Raw genomic sequence first — 16,670 nt, forward strand, 5'->3', positions numbered from 1 at the left:
AGGGAGATATTTATGGCAAACTTTGTTAAAATTTTTGATACGACGCTTAGAGATGGAGAACAATCGCCAGGATGTAGTATGAATTTAGCTGAAAAGTTAGAAGTGGCTCATCAACTTGAGAGACTTGGTGTAGATGTAATGGAAGCAGGTTTTGCAATTGCTTCGCCTGGGGACTTTGCATCTGTTAAGTCTATTGCAAAAAACATCAAAAATACCACAGTAGCAAGTTTGGCAAGAGCTCTTACAAAGGACATTGATGCAGCAGCAGACGCCTTAAAGGGTGCAAAATATCCAAGAATTCACACCTTTATTGCAACATCAGATATTCATATGCAGTATAAGCTTAAAAAGACTAAAGAGGAAGTTTTAGCAACTGCTGTAGAAATGGTTAAATATGCAAAAAAATTCTGCCAGGATATTGAGTTTTCTGCAGAAGATGCTTCAAGAAGTAATCCAGCCTTCTTATATCAAATTTTTGAAGCAGTCATAGCTGCGGGGGCTACAGTGATTAATGTGCCGGATACAGTAGGCTATACTTCACCAGAAGAATTTGTAACTCTTATTAAAGGGATTAGAGAAAATGTACCAAGTATCCATAAGGCAGATATTTCTGTTCACTGTCATAATGATTTAGGTCTTGCTGTTGCCAATTCATTAGCAGCGGCAAGAGCAGGCGCTAACCAGATTGAATGTACGATTAATGGGATCGGTGAAAGAGCTGGTAATGCAGCTTTAGAAGAAATTGTCATGAATTTAAATACAAGAAAAGATCTTTATGGGTTAGACTGCAGAGTAAATACAAAAGAAATCCATAAATCAAGTAAGCTTTTAAGCAGCATTACAGGAGTACGTGTGCAGCCTAATAAGGCTGTTGTTGGAGAAAATGCTTTTGCCCATGAGTCAGGTATTCATCAACATGGTATGCTTGCAAATAAGAGCACTTATGAGATTATGACACCTGAATCTATTGGTCTTAGCGAAAACAAAATGGTACTTGGTAAACATTCAGGAAGACATGCTTTTGAAGATAAATTAAAATCTATGGGTTATGAGATGGATCCAGAAGCTTTAACAACTGTTTTTGAACAATTTAAAGTGCTAGCTGATAAGAAAAAAGACGTTACAGATAGAGATATTGAAGCTTTAGTCTGCAGAAGAGTTGTTCAGATTCCTCAAGCGTATAAGTTAGATCGTTTTGTTATCAATTCAGGCAACACCATTACGACCACTTCTTCAATGAGACTTTTAAGTAAAACGGGTCATATATTAGAGGAAGTTGTATCTTCCTATGATGGTCCAATCGATGCTTCCTATAAAGCGATTGATAAACTAGTTGGCAAGAAGTTTATGTTAGAAGACTTTGTCATCAACTCTGTAACAGGAGGCACAGATGCACAAGGGGAAGTTAATGTAAAAATTAGAAACAATAACAGAGTTTATAATGGTTATGGTGTCAGTATGGATATTGTAGAGGCAAGTATACTTGCCTATATATCAGCTATTAATAATATGTTATATGATCAAGAAGAAAAAAAGGAGGTCTAAATGATGAAACAAATTGCTATCTTTGATTCCACCCTTCGGGATGGTGCACAAGCAGAAAGTATCTCCTTTTCTGTATCAGATAAATTAAAAATAGTAAGTACTCTGGATGAGTTGGGGGTTAGCTATATTGAAGCTGGTAACCCCGGCTCAAATCCTAAAGATCTTGAGTTTTTTAAAGAAGTTAAAAAACTTCATCTAAAAGCAGCGAAGCTTACAGCTTTTGGCAGCACAAGAAGAAGAAATATGAAAGTACAAGAAGATAGCAATGTTATGTCACTCCTTGAGGCAGATACCCCTGCAGTGGCGATATTCGGTAAAACATGGGATTTTCATGTGACGGAGATCATTAAGACAACTTTAGAAGAAAACTTAAACATGATCTATGATACGATTAAATTTTTTAAAGACAATGGCAAGGAAGTTATCTTTGATGCAGAACATTTTTTTGATGGCTATAAAAATAATAAAGAGTATGCCCTAAGTGCTTTAAAAAAAGCTGAAGAAGCTGGTGCAGACTGTATCGCCCTATGTGAAACGAATGGGGGAGCGTTCCCTGATGAAGTCTATGAAATTGTTAAGACTGTAGTAGGTCATGTGGATGTACAAATAGGTATACATACCCATGATGATACGGGAATGGGCGTTGCAAATAGTATTATGGCAGTACTTGCTGGCGCAACGCATGTTCAAGGCACACTGGTTGGTTTTGGAGAAAGATGCGGTAATGCAAATCTGTCTACTATTATTCCAAATCTTCAAGTTAAAAGAGACTATCAGTGTATACCAGAGGAAAATATGACAAGGCTTACTTCACTCTCTAGAAGAGTGGCAGAGATTGCAAATGTGTCCTTAAGAGATAATATGCCTTATGTAGGCAAAAGTGCTTTTGCCCATAAAGCTGGCATGCATATCGATGGTGTTACAAAGGCTTCTACTTCTTTTGAACATGTTCCGCCACACTCGGTAGGGAATGAAAGAAGATTTTTAATGTCTGAGGTAGCTGGACGCAGTACAATTATCGAAAAAATTCAAAGAATTGCGCCACAGATTACCAAAGATGATGAGGTAACTCAGCAGATTATTAATCGTATCAAAGATTTAGAACATCAGGGATATCAGTTTGAAGGCGCAGATGGTACATTTGAACTCCTAGTAAGAAAAGCCTTAGGTAAATATAAGCCGTTTTTTGATTTAGAAGAATTTAAAATTATTGGCGAAGAACCAAGACGTTCAAAAGGCGTAAGTTCTTCCGCGATTATTAAAGTAAGAGTAGGCTCTGAAGTGGAAATGACAGCAGCAGAAGGCGAAGGGCCTGTTAATGCACTAGATACAGCCCTTAGAAAAGCCTTAGAAGTATTTTATCCAGATCTTAAAGAAGTACATTTAACAGACTATAAGGTAAGAGTCCTAGATACTAAATCGGCTACAGCAGCAAAAGTTAGAGTGCTTTTAGAATCGACAGATGGAGAAGATTATTGGAGTACGGTGGGCGTATCTACTGACATTATAGAAGCCAGCTGGATTGCACTTGTTGACTCTATTGAATATAAACTGATTAAAGATATTGAAAAAAGGTTTAAAGCTTATATGTAAGATGGGGGCCGCAAAGGGGAAGTACATCTTCCGGCTTTGGTCCTCGGATTTTCGAAAAATCTAAGTTCAGATATTTCATCTAACGCCCCAAACTCGTAAATAAGAAAATCACTTATTTACTCAAACAGTGGGGCTAAAGGCAGATGAAACATCTTCTCTAAGATTTTTCTGAAAATCCTGCGGAGAAGCCTACAGATGTACTTCCCCTTTGCTCACCACCCGCTTACAATAGCTTTTTAGGATAGGAAGAGATAAGAGATTATAATAGAAATTTTTGGAGTGGATGCTAAGATAAAGAGAGTTTTGATGTAAGCTTTATGAGCATTTGCAGATAGATATAATAGGAGGATACAGAAGATGGATTTTAAAATTGTTACGCTTCCTGGTGATGGGATTGGTCCTGATATTACTAAAGAAGCAGTTAAAGTATTGGATAAAGTAGCAAGTGTGTATGGACATACTTTTAATTTTGAAGAAAAATTGATGGGTGGTATTGCGATTGATTTAGCAGGCAATTCTCTTCCTCAGGATACGATTGATGCTTGTAAGGCCGCTGATGCAGTGCTTCTTGGTGCTGTTGGGGGACCTAAGTGGGATAACCTTCCAAATGGTGATAGACCAGAAAAAGGACTTTTAGGCATAAGAGGTGCACTTAAATTATTTGCAAACTTAAGACCTGCAGTGCTTTATCCACAACTTAAACATGCAAGTCCGCTTAAAGAGGAGATCATTGGGGATAGTCTTGATATTCTTATTGTAAGAGAACTTACAAGCGGTATTTATTTTGGTGAAAAACAAAAGGTAGTATGTGAAGAGGATGATTCTAAAACTTTTGCATCTGACCTTGAAAAATATACAGTTGAAGAAATTGAACGTATCTTAAGAGTGGCTTTTGAAGCCGCAATGAAACGCAGCAAAAATGTATGTGTTGTAGATAAAGCAAATGTTCTTGAATCCTCTAGACTTTGGAGAGTTGTTACAGCGAGAGTTGCGAAAGACTATCCAGAAGTAGTATACAGCCATATGTATGTAGATAATGCAGCAATGCAGCTTGTAGTTAATCCAAAACAATTTGATGTACTTGTAACATCTAATATGTTTGGGGACATACTATCTGATGAAGCAAGTATTATTACAGGTTCAATCGGTATGCTTGCATCAGCATCTTTAGGTGATGGGAAACTCGGTCTTTATGAACCAAGTCATGGCAGTGCACCAGATATTGCAGGACAAAATAAAGCTAACCCTATTGCAACAATTCTTTCAGTAGCGATGATGCTTAGATATTCTTTAGGTCTTGAAAAAGAAGCTGTTGCTGTAGAAAATGCAGTAATGTCAGTATTAGACGCAGGCTATAGAACTGGAGATATTATGAGTGAAGGCATGAAGTGCATAGGCACAAAAGAAATGGGACAATTAATAGCAGATGCTGTTCAATAAATCATTAGAGGAGGAAGAACTTTGAGTGGAATGGTTATTTATTTAGATGGGAAGTTTGTAAGTGAAGATGAGGCCAAAATATCAGTATTTGACCACGGCGTTTTATATGGAGACGGTGTATTTGAGGGCATAAGAGCATATAATAGTCGTATTTTTAGATGTGAGGAGCATATAGATAGACTTTATGCAGCAGCTAAGGCCATCATGCTTAACATACCTATTTCCAAACAAGAAATGACAGAAGTTCTTCTGGAAACTTGCAGAAAAAATAATATTAAGGATGGTTATATCCGCCTTGTTGTTACAAGAGGAAAAGGAGACCTTGGACTTAATCCTAAAAATTGCCCATCACCTTCTATTTTTTGTATTGCAGCTACAATACAATTATATCCAGAGGAAATGTATATCAAAGGGATGCCAATTGTTACAGCAGCTCAGAGACGTAATAAGGCAACAATTGTAGATCCTCAAATTAAGTCTTTAAACTATCTCAATAATATTTTGGCAAAAATGGAAGCAAACAGAGCTGGTGTACCGGAAGCCCTTATGCTGGACCATGATGGTATCGTAGCAGAATGTACAGGGGATAATATTTTTATTGTGAAAGATAATGTAATTTATACACCACCTATTCATATTGGTATATTAGATGGGATTACAAGACGTACAGCTATGGAGCTTGGCGAAAAACTAGGGTATAAAGTAGTTGAAAAAGAATTTACTTTGTTTAATGTCTATAATGCAGATGAGTGTTTCTTAACAGGAACAGCAGCAGAAGCGATCGCAGTAACCAACGTAGATGAAAGAGTAATTGGGGACGGTCAAGCCGGACCTGTTACAACAGCTATTCTTCATGCGTTTAAAGAATATGCAAACAGTAATGGAACAGATATTTATTAAGAACTGGTAAGGGCATTTTAGATAATGCCCTTAAGTTTTAATATTCGAGAGGGCCGCAGGGGAATTTTAGGGTTCTCCAGTTGCTCGCTTACGTATTTCTAAAAATCTAACCACTTTCTTCAAATGAACGGTCGAAACTCGCGCATTATCAAAATTGATAATGACCGCTCAAACAGTCTCCCTAAAAACCATTTGAATAAACTGCTAAGATTTTTTAAACGAAATACTCCAGTGGCAACTTCCGAACCCTAAAATCTCCCTCTGCTAGGCTTTGAATTATTTAGACTTTAATTAGTTTTAAGGCAGTATACCATGCTAGATTTCTAAAGACGGAGTAGCTTATTAAAACTTAAAATCTGAAGCGTGAAGAATATAAAGAACAAATCATTTGAAATAATACGGTTAAATAACTAAAAGCCCAGAATTTAGAGGTTGTATTAAATGAAATGTGAATTATAATAGGATATAAAATACCCAAGTAAAGGAGCGATAGACATGAGAAGTGATAGAGTAAAAGTAGGTCCAGCGAGGGCACCACACCGTTCTCTTTTTAAGGGAATGGGTTATATAGATGAAGAGATTAATGCACCGCTTATTGGTGTAGTTACGGCTAAAAGTGAGATTGTACCTGGGCATATGCATCTTGATAAGATAACTGAAGCTGTAAAAACAGGTATTCGTATAGCTGGAGGAACACCGATGGAAATACCTGCAATTGGTGTATGTGATGGGATTGCTATGGGACACGAAGGGATGAGATATTCTCTTGTAACAAGAGAACTTATAGCGGATTCTATTGAATGTATGGGAATGGCACATGCTTTTGATGCACTTGTTCTTGTACCTAACTGTGATAAAATTGTTCCGGGTATGCTTATGGGTGCAGCGAGGCTTAATCTGCCTACGGCTGTAGTGAGCGGAGGACCGATGCTTGCAGGTAATGTAGGCGGCAATAAAGTAAGTTTATCACTGGTTTTTGAAGCAGTAGGAAGCCATAGTGCAGGTAAAATGACAGAAGAAGAACTTTATGAATTTGAAGAACATGCTTGTCCTAGCTGTGGTTCATGCTCAGGGATGTTTACGGCCAATAGTATGAACTGTATGTGTGAAGTACTAGGGATAGCACTTCCTGGTAATGGCTCTGTACCTGCTGTCTTCTCGGAACGTATAAGGCTTGCTAAAAAAACGGGTATAGCTGTTATGGATATGCTAAAAAAAGATATTAAGATGAGAGATATTCTTAATGATAAAGCTTTTGAAAATGCATTAACTGTAGATATGGCCCTTGGATGCAGTACCAATACAATGCTTCATTTGCCAGCAGTAGCGCATGAAGCAGGGGTAAGTATTGATTTAGATATGGCAAATGAAATCAGTAACAGAACCCCAAATCTTTGCAAGCTTGCTCCTGCAGGACCTCATCATATGGAGGATCTCTATTTTGCAGGGGGGGTTATGGCTGCAATGAAAGAACTTAGTAAAAAGAATTTATTAAATACTGATTTAATCACTGTTACAGGGAAGTCTTTAGAAGAAAACTTACAACATGCTGTTAATAAAAATCCAGATGTCATAAGACCTATTGAAAATCCATATAGCCAAACTGGCGGCATTGCTGTTTTAAGAGGCAACTTGGCTGTAGACGCTTGTGTTGTAAAACGTTCAGCAGTTGCAAAAGAAATGCTTATCCATCAAGGACCAGCAAGGGTTTATAATAGTGAAGAGGAAGCAGCAGAAGCTATTAGTACTGGAAAGATTAGAAAAGGTGATGTGCTTGTGATCCGCTATGAAGGGCCAAAGGGTGGACCAGGTATGAGAGAAATGCTTTCACCAACAGCATGCCTTGCAGGGATGGGACTTGATAAAGAGGTAGCACTTATCACAGATGGAAGATTTTCAGGCGCTACCCGTGGGGCATCTATAGGGCACGTATCACCAGAAGCTGCAGAAGGCGGACTTATTGCTTTAGTTGAAGAAGGCGATATAATTAGTATTAATATGCATGAATGTACAATTCAATTAGAAGTTGATGATGAAACGATAGCAAGAAGACGTGAAGCTTGGGTTCAGCCTGAACCAAAGGTTAAAACAGGATATCTTGCCCGTTATGCAAAGCTTGTTTCATCTGCTAATACAGGGGCTATTTTTAAATTCTAGACAGGGGGTAAATCATGAAAATAAATGGATCCCAGATACTCATTGAGTGTTTGATAGAACAAGGTGTAGATACTGTTTTTGGATATCCGGGAGGGGCGGTACTTAACATATACGATGCCCTTTATAAAAACAGCGATCGCATTAAGCATATTTTAACTGCGCACGAACAAGGCGCATCTCATGCAGCAGATGGCTATGCAAGAGCAACAGGAAAAGTGGGGGTATGTATTGCAACCTCAGGACCAGGGGCAACCAATCTGGTAACAGGTATTGCAACTGCTTATATGGATTCAGTGCCTATGGTTGCCATAACAGGAAATGTAGCAACACCTCTTTTAGGAAAAGACAGTTTTCAGGAAGTGGATATATCAGGTATTACAATGCCTATTACAAAACATAATTATATCGTAAAGGATATTAATCAGCTTGCAGATACAATACGAGAAGCTTTTTATATTGCAAGATCAGGAAGACCAGGTCCTGTACTCATTGATATTCCTAAAGATATTACAGCCACTTTATGTGAGTTTAGGAGTAAGACTGCAAAAGAGATCCAAACGCAGGTTGATACCATTATACAAGAAGACATAGATAGAGCTGTTACACTTATAAGAGCAAGCCAAAAACCACTGATTTATAGCGGTGGAGGGGTTATAAGAAGTGGCGCTCATGAGATTTTGCTGCAATTTGCAGAAAAGATCGATGCACCTGTCGCCACTTCACTTATGGGGATTGGGGGATTTCCAGAAACCCATCCTCTTTCAACAGGGCTTATTGGCATGCATGGCAGTAAGGCATCTAATTATGCAGCCACAGAGTGTGATCTGATGATTGCATTAGGTGCTAGATTTAGTGATAGAGTTATCAGTGATGTTACAAAATTTGCACCGCATGCTAATATACTGCATATAGATATAGATCCTGCAGAAGTAGGTAAAAATGTAAGTGCTTATAGTGCTGTTGTAGGAGATGTTAAAACAATACTTACAACACTTACCCATAATATTCCTAAAGCTGAACATCCTGAATGGGTTGATGCGGTAAAATGTTGGAAAGAAGAGTTTCATTTTGACTATCAAAAGGACGAGACGCTTAGACCACAGTTTATCATGGAAAATATCTACGATCAAACTGATGGGGAGGCTATTATCACAACAGAGGTAGGACAGCATCAGATGTGGGCAGCACAGTTTTATAAGTATTCACGACCTAATACATTTTTAAGTTCTGGTGGTCTTGGAACGATGGGGTATGGAACTGGTGCGAGTATAGGAGCACAAATTGGTATGCCGCAAAAGCAAGTTGTTCATATAGCTGGAGATGGTTCATTCCGTATGAATAGTAATGAACTCTCAACGATTGCGCATTATAATGTTCCTGTTATTATTGTACTTATGAATAATACAACGCTTGGTATGGTAAGACAGTGGCAGACTACTTTCTATGAAGCGAGATATTCGCAGACTACCCTTGATCGAGGCCCAGACTTTACACTTTTAGCGAAGGCATATGGTGTAAAAGGTTATGATATTAAGACCCAAGAAGAGTTTATAGAAGCCTTTAAAGAAGCGCTGCAAAGCAAAAAGCCAGCACTCCTTAATTGTCATATAGGTATGGATGAGAAAGTACTTCCTATGGTAGCACCAGGGGCGGCTATTAACAATCTGATTTTAGAATAATACTATATCCATAAAAAAAAAAGAACATAGGTATTAAATACTTATGCTCTTTTTTTTTATATATTTGCATAAAGCTTTAACTGGAATATAAAAACATATAAATTTATTGTATAATGATTGAAAAATAAGACAGAAGTTGGTAGAATTGAAGTATTATAGGAATCAGTAGATAAGCTGGAGGTAGCTAGCAGATGAAAAGAAGGGCAGAACACTTTTATGGATGTTTGGCAGGTGGGGCTATTGGGGATGCATTAGGTGCACCAATAGAGTTTATGAGTTACGATAAGATATTAGAAAAGTATGGAGAAAATGGATTATCAAACCTTCTTTTTGCACCAGATACTAACTATGCTAAGATTACTGATGATACACAGATGACCTTATTTACGGCAGAAGGGATCATTAGAAGTGCTACAAAAGCTAAGAAAAACCAAGCACAAAGAACAACAACAGAAACTACTGCCGCTATATTCAGAGCTTATCTTAGATGGCTTTATACACAAGGACTTAAAACACCCTATTGGATGCCAAGTGCTTATGATGGATGGCTTATTAGAATCAAAACGCTTCATGCGTATAGAGATCCAGGCGTAACCTGTATTACGACTTTAGGAAAAGGCATTATGGGAACAATCAAAAAGCCTATTAATGACAGTAAAGGATGCGGCGGTATGATGCGCGTTGCACCTATAGGACTTGTAGAAGATGAAAAAACTGTATTTGAACTAGGCATGCATGCAGCTGCAATAACCCATGGACATCCAACAGGATATGTGGCAGCAGGCATATTAGCAGCTATTATTCATTATATTATAGAGGGTGAGGAGCTATTAGAAGCTATACATAAAGCGCTTATAATGGCTAAACAAAACGAAAACGCCGAAGAATGTATAGCACTCACCAAAAAAGCTATAGCGCTCGCAAAAGAAGGTAATCCTTGTTATGAAAAGTTAAAAATGCTTGGACAGGGGTTTGTAGCAGAAGAAACGCTTGCTATAGCTATTTATGCTGTATTAAGTTATCCGAATGATCTCAAGCAAGCACTTTTACTCGCTGTAAATCACGATGGTGATAGCGACAGTACAGGTGCTGTTGCGGGGAATATTTTGGGGGCTTACCTTGGCGCTCACCATATTGATGAAGAATTACTTAACAGCATAGAACTTTCTAAAGAAATAAAAGAATTATCCCATGATTTATTTGTTCTTTTTGAAGAAAGTGAAAGATGGATGTGTAAATATCCAGCGTGGTAAAAAAAAGACCCTAATAGGGTCTTTTATGTTATCTTAATGATGCTGCATAACTTTTTCCTTAAGTTCAAGAGCCCTGTCTTTGATTCTAGAAGAGATACCTGGAGAGGTAATGACAGTAGACAGATATTTTTTTGCAGAGTCAAAATTGCCTAGTCTATAGCCAATATCAGCTAGTATATACATGACTGTTGTATCATCTAGGCCAAATATGGGAAATCTTTCTGTAGATAGCGCTTCGTCAAATCCTTCATAGGCTCTTTGGAGAAAAGAAATTTCGTTTGGTTCATCACCAAGATCACGGTATAACCATGCAATATGGAGTGCTATGTAGGCTTGCTCACCCGTTTTGCCCTTTTTGGTGATACAGGTTAGAAGAGCCATTTTATGTTTATGGATAGATTCTTGAATGGTAGTGTATTCAGAATAATTGATCTTTTTATAATTATCACATATTTGTGTTTTGATCCATTCTTTTTGTTTTGGCAGCAAGGTATCAAAAGATTTGGTCACTGCAGCATAGCCACAGTTAGGGCATACTAGCGCATCATAAAGAATGGGATTTACAACAGAATATCTGGTATATAAATCGCTATCTACTGAAATGACTTGGTTTTTTCCTACTTTTACAGTCTTGGCTGTAAAAGGCCGATTACATACGGTGCAAGTGTAAGATTTATCATATAAAGCATTTTTAAAAGCTTCTTGAGTATCTTCAATGTTCATTTTTATTTCCATCCTTATAAATCATTTTATAAATCATTTATCACTATAAAGTTGTTGCTTAGAATGATTTCACATCATATAGTGTTGGGAATAACTAAAATTAAAAGATGTGAAATCTAGAGTATTACATAAATAAACAGCCATCTTCTTATTATATATAAAGAGGACAGCTAATTTCAATGGTATTTATAAACTTTCTTAAATAAAATTAAAAGAGGTAGATTGATGGCTAAAATAATGATTTGCTTTATGGTTATATTAGGCGGCATCTTTCTAACAGGATGTCAAACTGCACAAATATCTGAGGATCATCAAGGACTAAATCCAATACAAGAAGAGGCATCTATTTTAGAGGTAGCGGCTGATTCACCGCATGAAACAATAGTGGATACTGAACCAATGGATCCGATTGATGACATGATAAGAAAAATGACTTTAGAAGAAAAAATAGGACAGCTTTTTATAATTGATATACAAAATGATCAGACAGGTAATGCTATTTTATCAGTTAATGAAGAAGTCAAAGATAAAATTATCAAATATAAGATTGGCGGAGTTATTCTATTTAAGGGAAATATCAGCACCAAAGAACAAGTTCTAACGTTAATAGATGATATGCAGGCACTATCAGAGATACCTCTGTTTATAGGCGTGGATGAAGAAGGGGGGATGGTAAGCCGTATAGGCAGCAACCCGGCATTTGTTGAAGAGCCATTTAAAGCTGCATTTGATATAGGAAAGACAGAAGATGTAGAGGCTGCTTATAATGAAGCAATGAGAATGGGAGCAGTCCTTAAAGAATTAGGCTTTAATCTTAATTTTGCGCCAGTAGCAGATATTTATAATAACGATGCGAATACTGTAATAGGCACAAGAAGTTTTGGAAAAACCAAAGAGCAAGTCACCCCTATGGTCATAAGCTTTGCTGAAGGTTTGCTTGCCAAAAACATACAACCTGTACTCAAACATTTCCCGGGACATGGCAATACGCAAGAAGATTCTCATGATGGACTTGCATATGTTCATAAAACAAAAGAAGCATTAGAAGAAGAGGAATTAGTTCCCTTTATAGAAGCCATCAAACAATCAGTTGATAGCGTAATGCTGGGGCATCTTATTGTTGAAGCTATAGATGCAAAGTATCCTGCAACCTTATCAAAAAAGTGGTTTGCGTATATGGATACCCTATTTAATACATCAGAAGTATTATTTGTAACTGATGCGATGAATATGGGTGCTATTGAAAAAAATTACGGGCCAGAAGAGGCGGTAGAAATGAGTTTTTTAGCAGGCAATGACATCTTACTTATGCCTAGAGATATAAAACGCGCAGTAGATACGATTCGAAACGCTTATGAAAACGGGCGTATAACAGAAGAACGTCTAGATCAATCGGTAAAAAAAATTTTGTCAAAAAAAGTGGAACGAAATATAGTTGGAATAGAATAAAATATTAGTAAATAACAGGAACCTTTTAGGCGCCTCGGCATAATATATAGCATAGAGTTGTAAAATGGTAGAGTATCCCCTTTTTAAAAACTCTGAGTTATCACGTAAAATAATGGGCTTCGACCTAATAAAAACTTTTATTAGCCAAAGATAGCCCTGCCCCTAAAAACACCGGTATTAGGGGCAGAAGTCACTAGTAGGTAGTATATTTTTTATGATATATTATTTATTCAGGCTGAAGCTCATTTAATTATATAGATCCCTAGTATATTAAATTATATGTGAATACCATTTTAAATATGATTAAAACAATATCATAGTAGCTATGATATTGTTTTAATGTGCAACAAAAAACTAGTGTATATAAATAAGATGTGTATCCTAAGTCGATATGCATCTTATTTTTATGTTCAGCAATTTTACTACAAAAAGACTTTAAAACTATTAATAATTATAAAAGACGGATATTGACAAAAAAAACAGCCAGTGATATTCTGAATATATAATTCCTACAAAATAACTAGGGATTGGAGGATGAGGAAAATGAAGTTATCTACAAAAGGAAGATATGGTTTGCAAGCTATGGTAGATCTCGCAGTTTATTCTAAAGATAAACATATTTCTTTAAAAAGTATTGCAGAGAGACTATGTATGTCGGAGAACTACTTAGAACAGCTTATGGCTCTTTTAAAAAAAAATGGTTTAGTATCTAGTGTAAGAGGGGCTCAAGGTGGCTATTTTTTGGCAAAAGATGCAAATGATATTACAATAGGAGATATTCTAAGAGCACTAGAGGGGTCTCTTGCACCGACAGATTGTACATGCGAAGATAATACGTATCATTGCAGCTTAGATGGCAAATGTGTAACAAGGTCAGTATGGGAAAAAATAAGGGATAGTATTAATAAAGTAGTAGATAATATTAGTTTGAAACAACTTATGGATGATTATGAAAAACTCAATGAAAATGCATCACATATATATTATATTTAAATCTATTTATGTTACTGCAAATAGATTGAAGGAGCGTAGAAAATCATGAACAAAATATATTTAGACAATGCAGCTACCACCCCTGTTAAAAAAGAAGTATTAGACGCAATGCTCCCTTACTTTACTGAGAATTTTGGTAATCCATCAAGCGTCTATCAATTAGCTCAAATCAATAAAAAAGCTATTGATGAGGCCAGAGAAACTATTGCTCAACATTTAGGGGCAAATACAAATGAAATCTTTTTTACAGGCAGCGGAACAGAAGCTGATAACTGGGCGATTAAAGGCATAGCAGAAGCTTATAAAAATAAAGGCAATCATATTATTACATCTAAGATTGAACATCATGCAGTGCTCCATACCTGTGAATATTTAGAAAAACAAGGCTATGAAATCACTTACTTAGATGTAGACAGTGAGGGCATGGTTAACCCGGAAGATGTTAAAAAAGCCATTAAAGATACGACGATTCTTATTACAATCATGTATGCTAATAATGAAATTGGATCGATTATGCCCATAGAAGAAATTGGCCAAATCGCTAAGGCACATCAAATTATTTTTCATACGGATGCAGTACAGGCAGTAGGGCAGGTCAAAATAGATGTAAAAGATCAAAACATTGATCTGCTATCTTTGTCAGGACACAAGATCTGCGGCCCTAAAGGTATAGGGGTTTTATATATTAAAAGAGGTATTAAGATAGGTCCATTTATACATGGAGGAGCCCAAGAAAGAGGAAGACGTGCAGGTACGGAGAATGTACCTGGGATAGTTGGACTTGGAAAGGCTATGGAACTTGCTTATAGCGATTTTGATGCTAAGATCACAAAACTTACAGCCTTAAGAGATGAAATGATAGAAGGCTTAATAGCACATATTCCATATTGTAAGCTTAATGGACATAAAACAAAGAGGCTTCCTAATAATATTAATATTGCTGTTGAATTTGTTGAAGGAGAGTCTTTGCTTCTCCTACTCGATATGAATGGCATCGCAGCTTCTAGTGGGTCAGCCTGTACATCGGGGTCCCTTGATCCGTCTCATGTGCTCCTGGCTTTAGGCATGCCACATGAAAAAGCCCATGGTTCTGTAAGGTTTACACTTGGAGAATATAATACAAAAGAAGAGATAGACTATGTACTTGAGAAAATGCCTCAAATTGTACAAAGAATGAGAGATATGTCTCCATTATATGAAGAGTTTTTAAAGACTAAATAAGTAAAAAAGAAATACTAAAAAAGACAAACAAGAGGTGAGCTTTATGTATAGCGAAAAAGTAATGGATCATTTTATGAATCCCAGAAATGTTGGAGAAATTGAAGAAGCAAGTGGTGTAGGCACAGTAGGCAATGCGAAGTGTGGAGACATCATGAAAGTTTATCTTAAAATAGAAGATGATGTTATAAAAGATGCGAAGTTTAAAACCTTTGGATGTGGGGCAGCTGTTGCAACAAGCTCTATGGCAACTGAACTTGTAATTGGTAAAACCATAGAAGAAGCACTTAAGATGACTAATAAATCAGTTGCAGAAGCATTGGATGGCCTGCCACCTGTTAAAATGCACTGTTCATTACTTGCAGAAGAAGCAGTTCATGCAGCCCTATGGGACTACGCTAAAAAGAATAATATTACAATAGAAGGACTGGAAGAACCTAAGGAAGATGTTCATGATCATGAACATATAGAAGGAGCGGGTTGCTGTAATGGCTAATCAAGTTAAACCTAAAGTTGTTATAGGTATGTCAGGAGGCGTTGACAGTTCAGTAGCAGCCTATCTTTTAAAAGAACAAGGTTATGAAGTGATTGGCATGACCATGCAAATTTGGCAAAAAGATACTGAAGAAGATAAAGATGGTGGCTGCTGCGGACTATCAGCTGTTGATGATGCAAGAAGAGTCTGTCAGAAGCTTGATATGCCTCACTATGTGATTAATTTTAGGGATGATTTTAAAAAGCACGTGATAGATTATTTCTTAGAGGAATATCAAAATGCCAGAACGCCAAACCCATGTATTGCATGTAATCGTTATGTGAAGTGGGAGTCCATGTTAAAGAAGGCACTTCAAATAGGGGCGGATTATATCGCTACCGGCCATTATGCAAGAGTCTTAAAAGATGAAAATACAGGAAGGTATATGTTAAGAGCATCTAAAACCTTAGCGAAGGATCAGACGTATGCACTTTATAATCTTTCTCAATATCAACTCGCACATACACTCATGCCACTTGGAGAATATACAAAAGACGAAGTGCGGGAAATCGCAAAACAAATAGGTCTTGCGGTAGCAACAAAACCAGATAGTCAAGAGATCTGTTTTGTTCCAGATAATGATTATGCAGGTTTTATTGAACAAGAAACCGGAAAAAAATCACAAAAAGGACACTTTGTTAATAAAAAAGGCAAAGTGATAGGCCAGCATAAGGGCATTATTCACTATACGATCGGGCAAAGAAAAGGCCTTGGATTATCACTTGGTAAACCTGCTTTTGTAACCCGGATCAACACAGAAAATAATACGATTAGTATAGGTGATAATGAGGACTTATTTACAACCACTGTTTATGCTAACCAACTTAATTTTATGCCCTTTGAAAAACTTGAAAAAGAATTAGTATGCTCAGCCAAGATCAGATACAGTCATAAGGCTGCACCCTGTATGATTAAGATGGTAGATGAAGAGACTCTTCTGTGTGAATTTGAAGAAAAACAAAGAGCGATTACCCCAGGACAGGCACTTGTTTTTTATGATAAAGATATTGTTATTGGTGGTGGCACTATTTTACAAAGATAGAGGAAATATATCCTCTTTTTTTGTGTATAAAAACGCCGTGTTTACGTAAATATAACAAAAACGGACAACCACGCTGATATTATTTATTAATAAAAATTAAAATATAACTTGTTTCTCAAAAAAAACGATGATAAAATGAGTCT

13 protein-coding genes are annotated in these 16,670 nt (G+C 36.8%); 12 read left to right on the forward strand and 1 reads right to left on the reverse strand.

The window, feature by feature from the left end; translation table 11 throughout:
- The first annotated feature begins 12 nt into the window (after positions 1 to 12).
- The 7 genes from BN3326_RS17165 (at position 13) to BN3326_RS17195 (ending at position 10,567) form a co-directional block, all read left to right on the forward strand.
- A complete protein-coding gene (locus BN3326_RS17165) occupies positions 13 to 1,545 on the forward strand; it encodes a 2-isopropylmalate synthase (protein ID WP_070000491.1) in 1,533 nt (510 codons plus the stop codon).
- Positions 1,546 to 1,548: 3 nt separating this feature from the next.
- Entirely contained in the window at positions 1,549 to 3,138 is a 1,590-nt protein-coding gene (cimA, locus tag BN3326_RS17170) for a citramalate synthase (protein WP_070000558.1), read from the forward strand.
- Between the two features lie 357 nt (positions 3,139 to 3,495).
- A complete protein-coding gene (leuB, locus tag BN3326_RS17175) occupies positions 3,496 to 4,578 on the forward strand; it encodes a 3-isopropylmalate dehydrogenase (protein ID WP_070000492.1) in 1,083 nt (360 codons plus the stop codon).
- 30 nt (positions 4,579 to 4,608) lie between these two features.
- Positions 4,609 to 5,478 (forward strand): branched-chain-amino-acid transaminase, encoded by an 870-nt coding sequence (gene ilvE / locus BN3326_RS17180; protein WP_070000559.1) that lies wholly within the window; start codon positions 4,609 to 4,611, stop codon positions 5,476 to 5,478.
- A gap of 495 nt (positions 5,479 to 5,973) precedes the next feature.
- Entirely contained in the window at positions 5,974 to 7,635 is a 1,662-nt protein-coding gene (gene ilvD, locus BN3326_RS17185; protein ID WP_070000493.1) for a dihydroxy-acid dehydratase, read from the forward strand.
- 14 nt (positions 7,636 to 7,649) lie between these two features.
- Entirely contained in the window at positions 7,650 to 9,314 is a 1,665-nt protein-coding gene (gene ilvB, locus BN3326_RS17190; protein WP_070000494.1) for a biosynthetic-type acetolactate synthase large subunit, read from the forward strand.
- Between the two features lie 191 nt (positions 9,315 to 9,505).
- Complete coding sequence (locus BN3326_RS17195; protein ID WP_070000495.1) at positions 9,506 to 10,567, forward strand: ADP-ribosylglycohydrolase family protein; 1,062 nt, start codon at positions 9,506 to 9,508, stop codon at positions 10,565 to 10,567.
- Positions 10,568 to 10,600: 33 nt separating this feature from the next.
- Here the strand turns inward: BN3326_RS17195 and BN3326_RS17200 are convergent, their stop codons facing one another.
- Positions 10,601 to 11,290: a DUF2225 domain-containing protein gene (locus BN3326_RS17200; protein ID WP_070000496.1), complete on the reverse strand. Its 690-nt coding sequence runs from the start codon at positions 11,288 to 11,290 to the stop codon at positions 10,601 to 10,603.
- A 225-nt stretch (positions 11,291 to 11,515) separates the two neighbouring features.
- Between BN3326_RS17200 and BN3326_RS17205 the strand changes: the two genes are divergently transcribed.
- The 5 genes from BN3326_RS17205 (at position 11,516) to mnmA (ending at position 16,527) form a co-directional block, all read left to right on the forward strand.
- A complete protein-coding gene (locus BN3326_RS17205) occupies positions 11,516 to 12,739 on the forward strand; it encodes a glycoside hydrolase family 3 protein (protein WP_070000497.1) in 1,224 nt (407 codons plus the stop codon).
- Between the two features lie 543 nt (positions 12,740 to 13,282).
- The gene (locus BN3326_RS17210) at positions 13,283 to 13,732 is read left to right on the forward strand and encodes an RrF2 family transcriptional regulator (RefSeq protein ID WP_070000498.1); all 450 of its coding nucleotides are present in this window, start codon (positions 13,283 to 13,285) and stop codon (positions 13,730 to 13,732) included.
- A 45-nt stretch (positions 13,733 to 13,777) separates the two neighbouring features.
- Positions 13,778 to 14,953, forward strand: coding sequence for a cysteine desulfurase NifS (gene nifS, locus BN3326_RS17215; protein ID WP_070000499.1), 1,176 nt, complete (start codon positions 13,778 to 13,780; stop codon positions 14,951 to 14,953).
- 43 nt (positions 14,954 to 14,996) lie between these two features.
- A complete protein-coding gene (gene nifU, locus BN3326_RS17220) occupies positions 14,997 to 15,446 on the forward strand; it encodes a Fe-S cluster assembly scaffold protein NifU (RefSeq protein WP_070000500.1) in 450 nt (149 codons plus the stop codon).
- Positions 15,439 to 16,527, forward strand: coding sequence for a tRNA 2-thiouridine(34) synthase MnmA (gene mnmA, locus BN3326_RS17225; RefSeq protein ID WP_070000501.1), 1,089 nt, complete (start codon positions 15,439 to 15,441; stop codon positions 16,525 to 16,527). Before nifU ends, mnmA begins: the two co-directional genes overlap by 8 nt.
- Positions 16,528 to 16,670 lie beyond the last annotated feature (143 nt).

The sequence above is a fragment of the Cellulosilyticum sp. I15G10I2 genome (genome assembly GCF_900095725.1).
In the GTDB taxonomy this organism is placed as follows: domain Bacteria; phylum Bacillota; class Clostridia; order Lachnospirales; family Cellulosilyticaceae; genus FMMP01.

Excerpts from the sequence above, each read along its gene's own strand:
- BN3326_RS17165 (WP_070000491.1), top strand. The coding sequence starts at position 13 with ATGGCAAACTTTGTTAAAATTTTTGATACGACGCTTAGAGATGGAGAA.
- cimA (WP_070000558.1), top strand. The coding sequence starts at position 1,549 with ATGAAACAAATTGCTATCTTTGATTCCACCCTTCGGGATGGTGCACAA.
- leuB (WP_070000492.1), top strand. The coding sequence starts at position 3,496 with ATGGATTTTAAAATTGTTACGCTTCCTGGTGATGGGATTGGTCCTGAT.
- ilvE (WP_070000559.1), top strand. The coding sequence starts at position 4,609 with ATGGTTATTTATTTAGATGGGAAGTTTGTAAGTGAAGATGAGGCCAAA.
- ilvD (WP_070000493.1), top strand. The coding sequence starts at position 5,974 with ATGAGAAGTGATAGAGTAAAAGTAGGTCCAGCGAGGGCACCACACCGT.
- ilvB (WP_070000494.1), top strand. The coding sequence starts at position 7,650 with ATGAAAATAAATGGATCCCAGATACTCATTGAGTGTTTGATAGAACAA.
- BN3326_RS17195 (WP_070000495.1), top strand. The coding sequence starts at position 9,506 with ATGAAAAGAAGGGCAGAACACTTTTATGGATGTTTGGCAGGTGGGGCT.
- BN3326_RS17200 (WP_070000496.1), bottom strand. The coding sequence starts at position 11,290 with ATGAACATTGAAGATACTCAAGAAGCTTTTAAAAATGCTTTATATGAT.
- BN3326_RS17205 (WP_070000497.1), top strand. The coding sequence starts at position 11,516 with ATGGCTAAAATAATGATTTGCTTTATGGTTATATTAGGCGGCATCTTT.
- BN3326_RS17210 (WP_070000498.1), top strand. The coding sequence starts at position 13,283 with ATGAAGTTATCTACAAAAGGAAGATATGGTTTGCAAGCTATGGTAGAT.
- nifS (WP_070000499.1), top strand. The coding sequence starts at position 13,778 with ATGAACAAAATATATTTAGACAATGCAGCTACCACCCCTGTTAAAAAA.
- nifU (WP_070000500.1), top strand. The coding sequence starts at position 14,997 with ATGTATAGCGAAAAAGTAATGGATCATTTTATGAATCCCAGAAATGTT.
- mnmA (WP_070000501.1), top strand. The coding sequence starts at position 15,439 with ATGGCTAATCAAGTTAAACCTAAAGTTGTTATAGGTATGTCAGGAGGC.